General features: G+C 36.6%; 9 protein-coding genes and 1 other RNA gene. 2 read left to right on the top strand and 8 right to left on the bottom strand.

The window, feature by feature from the left end:
* Position 1: 1 nt before the first annotated feature.
* From MHB55_RS09155 to MHB55_RS09120, 8 genes are all read right to left on the bottom strand, one after another.
* Positions 2-1129, bottom strand: a complete 1128-nt coding sequence (locus MHB55_RS09155) for a THUMP domain-containing class I SAM-dependent RNA methyltransferase (protein WP_144536813.1) — start codon at positions 1127-1129, stop codon at positions 2-4.
* Entirely contained in the window at positions 1129-2853 is a 1725-nt protein-coding gene (locus MHB55_RS09150) for a putative bifunctional diguanylate cyclase/phosphodiesterase (protein WP_340863056.1), read from the bottom strand. The genes MHB55_RS09155 and MHB55_RS09150 overlap by 1 nt, the downstream gene beginning before the upstream one ends.
* A 351-nt stretch (positions 2854-3204) precedes the next feature.
* Positions 3205-3588, bottom strand: an RNA gene (rnpB, locus tag MHB55_RS09145) — RNase P RNA component class B.
* 65 nt (positions 3589-3653) lie between these two features.
* Entirely contained in the window at positions 3654-3950 is a 297-nt protein-coding gene (gene gpsB, locus MHB55_RS09140; RefSeq protein WP_144536817.1) for a cell division regulator GpsB, read from the bottom strand.
* A gap of 79 nt (positions 3951-4029) precedes the next feature.
* Complete coding sequence (locus MHB55_RS09135) at positions 4030-5307, bottom strand: ribonuclease H-like domain-containing protein (RefSeq protein ID WP_340863055.1); 1278 nt, start codon at positions 5305-5307, stop codon at positions 4030-4032.
* Positions 5297-7576: a DEAD/DEAH box helicase gene (locus MHB55_RS09130; protein ID WP_340863054.1), complete on the bottom strand. Its 2280-nt coding sequence runs from the start codon at positions 7574-7576 to the stop codon at positions 5297-5299. Before MHB55_RS09130 ends, MHB55_RS09135 begins: the two co-directional genes overlap by 11 nt.
* 1 nt (position 7577) lies before the next feature.
* On the bottom strand, positions 7578-7937 hold the full coding sequence (locus tag MHB55_RS09125; RefSeq protein WP_144536823.1) for a YppE family protein: 360 nt from the start codon (positions 7935-7937) through the stop codon (positions 7578-7580).
* Between the two features lie 75 nt (positions 7938-8012).
* Positions 8013-8168 carry a hypothetical protein gene (locus tag MHB55_RS09120; protein ID WP_154310921.1) on the bottom strand — a complete coding sequence of 52 codons (156 nt, stop codon included), beginning with the start codon at positions 8166-8168 and terminating at the stop codon, positions 8013-8015.
* A gap of 184 nt (positions 8169-8352) precedes the next feature.
* Between MHB55_RS09120 and recU the strand changes: the two genes are divergently transcribed.
* Complete coding sequence (gene recU / locus MHB55_RS09115) at positions 8353-8952, top strand: Holliday junction resolvase RecU (protein WP_144536825.1); 600 nt, start codon at positions 8353-8355, stop codon at positions 8950-8952.
* A 21-nt stretch (positions 8953-8973) separates the two neighbouring features.
* Positions 8974-11613 (top strand): PBP1A family penicillin-binding protein, encoded by a 2640-nt coding sequence (locus MHB55_RS09110; protein ID WP_340863053.1) that lies wholly within the window; start codon positions 8974-8976, stop codon positions 11611-11613.
* Positions 11614-11687: the final 74 nt, after the last annotated feature.

The raw sequence follows: 11687 nt of genomic DNA, 5'->3' as shown, positions 1-11687 counted from the left end.
GTTATGAACGTTTACCCCAGAACTGATAGTAGTCTGTTCTAATAAATCCATTAAATAATTTACGTTTCTTAGTTGCTTTACGTCCGTAAAGATTTTCAAAATTCTCCATAGAAGAAAGCATATATACCGACCATGATGGATATGTTTCCATTGTATGGCCAAGGTCGCTGATAACTTTTTCAATTTCTTCGATTTCTCCTATACGTTCGCCGTAAGGAGGATTACCAATCATGACACCATCCGTCAGATTGGTTGAAAAGTCACTTGCCTGCATTTGTTTAAAGCTGATTATATCTGCAAATCCTGACTCAAATGCATTTTGTTCTGCGATTTGAATCATCTTATGATCAATATCAGAGCCGATAATCTCTAATTTTTGATCATAATCAGCTAAATCCTCTGCTTCGTTTCTTACATCATCCCAAATTGTTTTAGGCATCCAAGACCAATCTTCGCTGTGAAAATCTCTATTAAAGCCTGGAGCGATATTTTGGCCAATCATAGCTGCTTCTATTGGAATTGTCCCAGAACCACAAAATGGATCGACAAATGGACGATTTGGGCTCCATTTAGAGACTTTTACCAAAGCGGCTGCTAACGTTTCCTTTAATGGAGCTTCCCCTTGGCCATGTCGGTAGCCACGTTTATGCAATCCAGCACCACTCGTGTCTAAGGTGATTGTTGCCACATCTTTAAGTATACTTATTTCAATCTTATATGTTGCACCTGATTCATCCAGAAATCCAATTCGTTTATATGCAAGCTTTAATCTTTCTACAATCGCTTTTTTGACAATTGCCTGACAATCTGGAACACTGAATAAAGTAGATTTGACGGATTTACCTTGAACGGGAAATGCAGCATCCACAGGAAGAAACTTTTCCCATTGAATAGCCTTTGTACGTTCAAAAAGTTCATCAAAAGTTCTTACTGGAAACTGAGCTGCGACAATTTTCACTCGATCTGCTACTCTTAACCAAACATTGGCTCTTGCAATTGCCCGCTCGTCTCCTTCAAAATATACTTTTCCATTTTCAGTCGTTGTTTCGTATCCTAGTGCTTTCACTTCTTCTGCAACGATGGCTTCTAAGCCCATTGCTGCAGTTGCTACTAATTTAAATGTTGTCATTATTGCTTCCCTTCTTGCTTAAGGATCTCCCAAAGCTCGAGAAAATCCATTAGCCCTTTACTTGGAACTGGCTTGCTGTAATAATATCCTTGTATAATATCGCAGTTCATTTCTTTTAAGATTTTTACTTGTTCTTTGGATTCTACACCTTCAGCTATTACTTTGAATTGCAAGCGATGAGACATTAATATAATTGATTCTACGATCGCTTGTTTATCCTTTAATGAAGTAATATGCTGTATAAAGCTTCTATCAATTTTTAAATAGTTTAAAGGAAATCGGTTTAAATAGCTTAAAGAAGAGTATCCTGTACCAAAATCATCAATGGAAATTTTAAAACCCATATTTTTAAGCTTTATTAGCTTGGTTATAATACTCTCGGAGTCCTTCATAATCGTACGCTCTGTTAATTCTAATTCAAGCTGCTGTGGACTACAATTATATTGCATCAATATTTCATTTATTCTCTCGATAAAATTATCCTGTTGAAAATGGAGTGAAGCAATATTTATTGATACATTAAGGTTATTTAAACCAAGTGTTCTCCATTCAAGAATATCTAAACATACTTTTTCAACTATTAGCTCACTCAAAGGAATGATAAGGCCCGTGTCCTCTGCTAAAGGTATAAATTCGCCAGGGGATACGACTCCAATCTGATCATTTTGCCATCTAACTAAAGCTTCTACTCCAACGATTTCATTTGTATCTAGCGAAATTTTCGGTTGATAGTATATGTTAAAATCTTTAGCCTGAATACCCTTTCTCAACTCAGCTTCTAGGAACAATTGCCTCTTTGAATCCCTCTTTAATTCCTCGAAGTAAAAAGCATATTGGTTTCTACCATTTTGTTTAGCGAAGTACATTGCCTTGTCAGCCTTGTGTAAAAGCTTGTCAACATCCTCGCTGTCTTGAGGGTATAATCCAATTCCAATACTAGAAGTGATATAAATTTCCATATCATCTAAATAGAATGGCTTGCTAAGCGATTTAATAATTTCTGAAGCATATTGGGCGGCTTCTTTTTGATTTTTAATATCCTGTATAGCAAGCAAAAATTCGTCTCCACCATATCTTGCAAAAATATCGTCTTTATTAATAATTTGCTTAATGCGTTTAGCAAATTCAACTAGGATGATATCCCCTACTTCATTGCCAAGTGAGGCGTTTACTTGCTTAAAGCGATCTAAATCTATAAACAAGATTGCATGCTTTGCCTGAGAACCAGATTCACTGATTATTTGTGAAAATAATTCGTTAAAGGAAGATCTATTAGGTAAACTCGTAAGGCGATCACTGAAAGTTAACGTTTCCATTTCTTTCTCTACCACTTTTTTTATGGAAATATCGGAAAAGACACCAAAGTAATTAGTAGTTTCCCCTTGCTCGTTTTGTATGCTATAAATAGTTAGATATTCTGGGTAAAGTTCTCCGTTTTTTCTTTTATTCCATATTTCGCCTTGCCAGGTACCTTTAAGCTTCAACTCATTCCACATAGTTGCGTAAAATGTTTTTTCTTGCCTACCTGACTTCAGTATACGTGGAGTTTCACCTCGCACTTCGTTCAAAACATAGCCCGTAACCTTTTCAAACGCAGCATTTACTAACGTAATCCGCATTTTTTCATCCGTAATCATAATACCCTCAGTAGTCGAATTAAATACTTTCTCCACTAAATTATTTGGATATGAAGAAAAGCTTTCAGGTTGTTGCTCTTTGTTCAACTTTAATGACCCGCTTTCATCCTGCATCTCCTGTTCGGAATATGCCTATTCTCTTATAATCGGTGATGACCATCTTATGATCGACTCTATGTAAACATCTCGTAGTAAGCAATTTTAGAAAAAATTTGTGAGGATAGTGAAGATTTTGCATTATATTATAAAGAATCAAAAAATATATCAGAAAAGTGCGGAAGCAGTACGATAGTATTTTACTTACATACCATAATGGTACAACACTCCCATAGCTATATAAATACTATAAATAAGCATATACTTTTTTATCTATTAAGAAAAGAAAAGCTCTCCGTGATTGGAGAGCTTTCTGTATTATTAATTATAGCCACTCATACACTCAATAAGCCATGTTTTGTTTCCACGGTACTCAAACGGTGCATTACCTCGTACGTATGTGGATGGCAATCATCTATCTACAGATTATTGTCTGTTTTTCTATCCGTTCAATTCCTTCAAGAAAATGCCCCTACCATAATTTGGGTTTCTCACTCGTGGGGTTTACCTCGTTCCACCTGTATAGTTTCCTATACAGCTCCGTCACTGTGGCACTTTCAGAGATTGTCAGCCATATCCGAAGACTTAGGCCTTCATCCCGCCGTCAGCCAAAATGGCTGCCTTAGTTTATTTTTTCACTAAGCACGAACACTACATTCATCTCAGAATTGTGTGAGCATGGACTTTCCTCTACAATGTCTAGCATTGCAGCGATTGCCCGAATATATAAGTGGTAAACCAATTATACACGATGTTAGCTGAATATACAATAATTCTTTACTAATATAATATTACTCGTACAATTTTGCGCCAAACACATGTTTTTCTAAATGAGATAATCTTTTTAGAATATCAAAATTAGTAGCGCCAGCTGCTGGTTGGACAGGAGCTGTTCGTTTTGGTGCCTCAGCTAACTCTTCTCTTAGTTGCTTATTTTCTAATTGCAGCTGTGATACTTTCTTTTCGAACGCTTCATAATCTTGGATGATATCATCTAAAAACATATCTACTTCTTCTTGATTATAGCCTCTTAAGCCTGTTTTAAATTCTTTTTCTAATATATCAGAAGCCTTTAACTTAAATTCCATGCAGCATCTTCCTTCCGTCTACAATTCGCTACTCGTATTATAGCATAGTGGTGTCGAATAATGGAGTATTTTTGGGCGATTAAGTGCGTTTTTTGTTAGGTTGTGCGCTTTCCCGGGAAATATTTATTTTCTTATTTATTCTTATTTCCCGCATACGGAGCTGACTACTAAAATCTTTATGTGAATCTATTTCAGAATCTCTCCAATATTCAAGGCATTCAAGGGTCATTTCTAATGCTTTTTCATAATCTTTTTTTTGATGTTCATATAGCTTTGCTAGTTCTACCAGAACTTCTAAACGATATTTCCCTTTTATTTCTTTTAAAGCTTCCTTAAAGGCTTCGATACTTTCATCCATCAGTTTTTGCCTTTTTAAATGCAAACCCATATAGTAGTAGGCCATGCTTGTTTCTCTTTCTGGAAATTGATCTAATACAAATTGGAACCATTCCTTGCTTGCATCCTTAGACTTTAAATCTTTAAACCATTTTCCAATATTCGTATAGGTGTTTGCAGTTTCCTGAACCTCGGTTTCTTTTAGTAGATCCACCGATAAAGTATAAAGCGTTGCTAGTGATAGGATATCCCATTCGTTATGCTTTAAAATTCTCATAAGGTTAGTTGGGTTACCATGCTTAACCGCATCAAAATAAATAATTGGAGCTAAATGACCAGGTATATCATTTTTGCGACTAAAACCTAATTTACTTTCTTCTAATTGCTTTAATTTAAATCGCTCTAAATCACCTTTCCAAATTCTTTTAGATGAGTGCATTAAGTCAATTTGTCCTTGAGATTTCATGGGTGGTAAAGTGTTACGATTCATTGTCCACCTTGTCGTTAATTGGGGCAAATCAAAGCTTTTACCGTTATAAGTAATAATAGTTTGAGTGTTTTTCCAAAACTCAGTGGCCAATAGAAAGGCAGCTTCCTGTCCTGGGTCTGCTAGCACGTATTGAGACAATAAATAACCTCCAGGAACCTTTTTTAAAATACCATTCAAAAAAATTAAGACACCAGCCCCTTTTAGACCGGTCGTTTCCGTGTCATAAAAGCAATAAGGGCTGTTTGGAGAAATAGTAAGCGGATGAGTTGGATATCTTTCCTGCATAAAAGAAATAGCAGCTTCAAGCTTATCCAAGCCAATAGTTCCATGTATATGCTTGTTACGATAAAATGTTTCTTTTAAAAAGAAGAAACCTTTTTCATTTTTTATTAGCTTTAATCCAGCCTTTTCCCATTGCTCTGTATAAAAAGGAAGTGCAATATCTAGCACTTCCTTTTTGGGTTGCTGTTTTTCAGGAGTATTTTTCTTTAATAGGCCCTTCATTTCTAATAGTTTTTTTTCATACGACATTTTGATTCACCTGCAATAAGTGAAGAAGTTTAATAACTTCTTTTTTCAAGTTTTGTTCGGCGTCCTGAGCGCCAATGCAAGCGGGACAACCACCAGTACATGGACAGCTTTCTACCTGCTCCGTCACCTTAGGCACTAAATTATTCCATAGATCAAACATTCTCTCGGATAAACCAATTCCCCCTGGATAGCTGTCATAAATATAAAAAGTAGGCTTTTCTACATTAATCGATTTTACCTGAGGTACTACATGAATATCCTTAGCATCACAATGTATGAATAAAGGGATAAACGAGTGTAGCGCATAGGCCACTCCTGTCATTGCGTCTGAAAGCAACGTTTCTGACCAATTGTTTGGTTTATCGAAGCTAAACCAAGTGGACGAGGTATGAAGCTCTAGGGGCGGTAGATGTATTTTACCTGAACCAATATTATCATGGGTATCGAACTTAATCTTTTTGAAGATAGTAGGCTGAGCAAGAACAATGATATCACCAAATCTAAGCGTACCAATATCCGCTTCTCTTTCCTTATCCTCGCTTAATACCTTTAGTTCGATTGCGATATTAGCATCAGTAAAGTAATCCACGTCCACTTCCTTCACAAAGGCCTTTTTCTCCTCCCAATCGAGTTTTTCTACTTGAAATTGAGTTCCCTGATGGAGATAGATCGCTTCTTCATGGAGTAACGTCATCGCACTATAAAGGTCCATTTCTCCAATCACTCTAGTTTTTGTCGGAATCGTTTGATCAATAATTATGACATTGTCCTGAGAAGCAGACCTCAGACTTACATTACTAGCTGGAAAGCTTTCGGACATCCAATGCCACTTGTCCGATGTCTTTATAAGAACTCCTTCGCTCTCAAGAAATTCTAACAGCTCTTGTATATAGAATTCTCCATATGTATCACTAGTACTAAATGGAAGCTCGAAGGCTGCACATTTAAGGTGGTCCATCAAAATTATCATATTGTCTGGATGGATCCGGACCTCTTCAGGTGATTGTCCAAGAAAATAGTCAGGGTGCTTTACTACGTATTGATCTAGAGCTGTCGACTGAGCCACATAAATAATAAGGGCCTCGTCCTGTCGACGGCCTGCTCGACCTGCTTGCTGCCAAGCACTTGCAATATTTCCTGGATATCCAGTCATAATACAAGCCTGAAGCTGGCCAATATCTACTCCTAACTCAAGTGCATTTGTGCTAACTACTGTTCGAATTACTCCTTCTCTCAACCCTTTTTCGATAACTCTTCGCTCAGAAGGTAAGTATCCTCCACGGTAGCCACGAATAGATTGATCATTTATCTTTTTACTCACCAAAGCCTTTAAATAAGTTACTAGCATTTCCACTCTTACTCTACTTTTAGCAAATACAATAGTTTGAATTCCGTTTACATATAACTCTTGCGCAAGATCCCTAACCTCTAAAACCGCACTTCTTCTAACATTAAATACTGGATGTATAATAGGAGGATTATAAAATACAAAGTGCTTTCTGCCAGCAGGAGCACCGTTTTGATCAATTAATTGATGTGTTTCATTTGTTAAATTTTCTGCAAGCTCTTTAGGATTTTTAATAGTAGCTGACGTACAAATAAATTGCGGCTTACTACCGTAAAATTCGCAGATCCTTTTCAATCTGCGAATAACATGTGCGACATGACTACCAAATACACCTTTATATGTATGAATTTCGTCAATGACAATATATTTTAGATTTTCAAAAAGGGAAACCCATTTTGTATGGTGAGGTAGTATGCCGGAGTGCAGCATATCTGGATTAGTCAACACAATATGTCCAGATTTTCTAATTTTTTGTCTAATCCCCGGCTCGGTATCACCATCGTACGTAAAACTTAATATTTCTTCTCCACTCTCTCGAATCAATTCATTTAAATCGCTTTTTTGGTCCTGTGCTAATGCTTTTGTCGGAAATAAATAAATGGCACGAGAGGTTGGATCTTCCATTATCGATTGTAAGACAGGAAGATGGTAACAAAGAGATTTACCAGAGGCAGTTGGAGTAATAGCAGTAAATGACTTCCCTAAAGAAGCAGCATCAAAAGCTTGTCTTTGATGAATATAGAGTTGACTCACCCCACGTCCTTTCAAAGCATTTTTAATAGAGGGATGCATTTTTTCTGGGAAAGGTGCATAAATTGCATCTTTTTCCTCTACTGTATGGATATGCTCTATTTGCAGGTGGCGATTGCTATCAATTCTCCAATTTTCTAATAGCTCTGCAATACTTTTATTCTTTTGCATGTTACTCTCCAACCTCCTTCAATGCCTGAAGAATTGTTTCTAATGTGTATTTGGAAGAATGTACAGACTTTAAGAAACGTTTTTTACTTGTTGCTTTATAAAATGACTGCACAACAAATTGCCTCATAGATTCTAGTAGTGAATCAATTTGGCTTGGATGTACATATTTTGGTCGTTTGGTCTGTATCCAAGGTCGAACAAGCTGCTCCCATTCGTTTAATAATTCATCTATATTATATGCATATGGCTTCACTTCTCTAAAAAAATCAGGCTCTCGGTCCTCTTCTCTGAAACGGTGAAAACGTTCTATACAAATATCACACTCGTTTAAAAGCTGATTATTTACACTTGTTAATGACAATGTAATCCCTCTCAATCTAGTAATAGTTTATCAAAAAGCATATCATATTACCAGTTTCAGACGAACATACATTCCTTACATATTATTCTCCAATTTTTCCATCTTACCTAGTAAACGAAAGGATGATTTACTAAAATCTTCTTCGAACTGATCCTGTTCTTCATTCAGACGGTTTTCTAATAGATATTCCAATAGTTCAAGTTGGTCGATAAGGCGTTCAATTTTGTTCATAATGTCCACTCTCCTTTAACTGTTAAGTTCCTTCCTACATCATAAATACCTTCCTGCTCGACAAAGGTTCTTTACATCAGACAAAACTAGTGGTCCGTCGACAGTTACAAAAATGAAACTAAATTGATTACTCGTTCGTCTAACTAACTTGTGATAAACTAATACCATAAAAGAGGTGATTGTCTTGGCTATTCAATACCCTAATGGGAAAGTATATACACCTACCAAGAAAACAAATATTCCAAAGAAAAAAGATTATTCTTTTAGTAATAGGGGTAGGACGTTAGAAGATGAGATAAATGATGCCAACGAGTACTATCTAGCTCATGACATTGCAGTCATCTATAAAAAGCCAATACCTATTCAGGTCGTCAAGGTGGATTATCCAAGTAGAAGCTCCGCAGTTATAAAAGAAGCATATTATCGAACCCCATCAACTACTGACTTTAACGGAGTCTACAAAGGAAAATATATTGACTTTGAAGCAAAAGAAACGGAAAATAAAACTTCCTTTCCTTTGAAAAATGTTCATTTACATCAAGTAGAGCATATGGGGAAAGTAGTTAAACAACTTGGGATTAGCTTCTTATTAGTTCGATTTTCTAGTATGGATAGATATTTTTATTTGTCTTACGAGCATTTAAAATTATTTTGGGATAGAATGCTATCGGGGGGAAGGAAATCAATAACCCTCGAAGAATTTGAAGAATATGGGATTGAAATAAACCCAAAATATGCACCAAGGGTCAATTATTTAAAGATAGTTAATGACTTGTATGTATAAAGCGAAAGTGAGGAGACGTTTATGAGTGAGCAAAAAACAACTCGTGAACAAAGAAGAAAGCAACAAATGGCTCAAAAGAAAAAACAAAAGAAACCTGCCAAAACATGGATTAAGCGAGTTTTACTAGCTATTGTGGCTGTTGGATTAGTAGGATTGATAGCTGGCGGATCTGTATTTGCATTTTACGCAAGCAGTGCTCCAGATTTAGACGAGGACTTGTTAAAGGATCCAATTAGTCCTAAATTATTAGATGCTAATGGGGAAGTGTTTGCAACTGTCGGAAGCGAAAGTCGCGAATATGTTTCCTATGAAGATATCCCTCAACAAATGGAAGATGCCATATTAGCAACAGAGGATGCACGTTTTTACGACCACATGGGAGTCGATGTTCTACGATTAGGTAAAGCCGTTTTGGCCAATCTGAAAGATGGATTTGGTGCACAGGGTGCAAGTACAATCACTCAACAAGTTGTTAAAAACTCATTCTTTACAAATGAAAAAACAATAAAACGTAAGGCTCAAGAAGCCCATTTGGCTCTTCAGTTAGAGCGTGAATATAAAAAAGAAGAAATTTTCGAAATGTATTTTAACAAAGTTCTTATGTCAGGACGTATTTATGGATTCGGAACTGCCTCTAAATATTTTTACGGTAAAGAATTAAAGGATTTAGATCTACATGAAATGGCAGTGCTAGCGGGCATGCCCCAAAGTCCAAATAACTATAATCCTTTTAAAAACCCAGAACTAGCTGAAAAAAGAAGAAATACGGTCCTATATCTAATGAATCTTCATGGAAAAATAACTGACGAGGAAATGAAGGCTGCTCAAGCGGTTCCAGTTACCGACTCCCTTCTTCCAGAAGAAGAAAGAGTTGCAAACCAAGATTCAAAATATGATGCGTTTATCGACATAGTATTAGATGAGCTTGAGGAAAACGGTGATGCAGATGCCATTTCCGAAGGAATAACCATCCATACGACTCTTCAACCAAAAGCTCAGGAGCAAGTAGAAAAGACCTTGTCCTCAGATATATTCCCAACAGAGGATATACAATCTGGTGTTGCAGTGATTGATACTAAGACAGGGGCAGTAGTTGCTGTTGGTGGAGGAAGAAATTACGGAGCAGATAGAGGATATAATCATGCTCAAGATATGGTTAATCGTTCACCAGGTTCGACTATTAAACCGTTGATAGATTATGGTCCAGCTGTAGAATTTTTAGGTTGGTCCCCTGCTCAGACACTTGTGGACGAAGAAATTAAATATACAGGGACCGATCAGGTAATACGTAATGCTGATAACAAATATTTAGGATCTATGACTATGCGTGAAGCATTATATAAATCACGTAATACTACTGCCGTCAAAACTTTAAAAGAAGTAGGTACTAAAAAATCAAGAGAATTTATTAGTCGATTTGGAGTAGACATCGGTACAGTCAACGAAGCTTATGCAATCGGTGGTATCTCAAAATTCATGTCCCCTATCCAACTAGCAGGAGCATATGCTGCATTTGGTAATGAAGGGATTCATACAGAGCCATATGCGATTAATAAAATTGTATATAGAGATGGCAAAACAGAAAAAAACTATAAGCCAGAATCTAAAGCAGTTATGAAGGATTCAACAGCTTACATCATTACAGATGTTCTAAGAGATGTTTTAACAAAAGGTACTGGTAAGGCCGCAGCAGTTAGTGGATTGGATGTTGCAGGTAAATCTGGTACTTCCAACTTCGGAGGAGACAAAAAAGGAGTTCCGGATGTATGGTTTGCTGGATACACAACCAATTATTCAGTAACCGTATGGTCTGGTTATGATGATAACTCAGCTATCACTACATCTGAAGAGCGTAGTCTCCCCCAACGTATCTTTAAAGAGGTAATGGGGAATATTTCTGAAGGACAGAAAACGGAAAAATTTAAAAAACCTAATTCTGTTGTAGAAGTAACAATTGAAAAAGGATCTAATCCTTTAAAATTAGCTAGTGAATATACTCCTGATGATAAAAAGTTAACGGAGTTATTCGTTAAAGGAACAGAGCCTACAGAAGTATCTGAAGAATATGATCAGCTTGAGCTCAACGCTCCAACTAATTTATCAGTTCAATATGACGAAACGACATCATCTGCAACATTAAATTGGGAATTTGAACAGCCAGACGAGGAAGATATAGATGTTCAATTTGAAGTTGCGGTCTCAATAGACAATGGTCCAAATGAGATTTTGCAAACGACAAACAAAACAGGGTTAATCGTCCAAAATCTTATTCCTGGTAGTAAGTATGTATTTACAGTTACAGCTTTAGCTGAAGATGTTCGAAGCGCTCCAGCTAGCGCAGAATTAGTTTTAGAAGGTATAGAGGAAGAAAATCTTGAGGATCCAGAGCCTGAGGAAGAAAACCCTGAGGAAAATCCTGAAGATGAGAATAAGAACCAAGGCGGAAATAATGGTAACAACAGTAACAATGGTAATAACGGTAATAATGGTAATAACGGAAATAATGGCAACAACGGTAATAATGGTAACGGGAATGGCAACAACACTGGCAACAATGATGGTGGCGCTAATGAGGGTGGTCAAGGAAACGAAGGTGGAACTGATGGAGAAAGTCCAGTAGAAAATCCAGAAGGTAACACCGAAAGCGGAACTACACCTTAACCAAGCATTCTTTATCATAGTTAGATGATAATTTTTAAAGCTAAAACGAGGAAAGTTCATATAAACTTTCCTCG

This window comes from Psychrobacillus sp. FSL K6-1267 (assembly GCF_038003265.1).
In the GTDB taxonomy this organism is placed as follows: domain Bacteria; phylum Bacillota; class Bacilli; order Bacillales_A; family Planococcaceae; genus Psychrobacillus; species Psychrobacillus faecigallinarum.
Note: the sequence above shows the minus strand (reverse complement) of the source record. Positions and strands in the feature narration are given on the sequence as shown.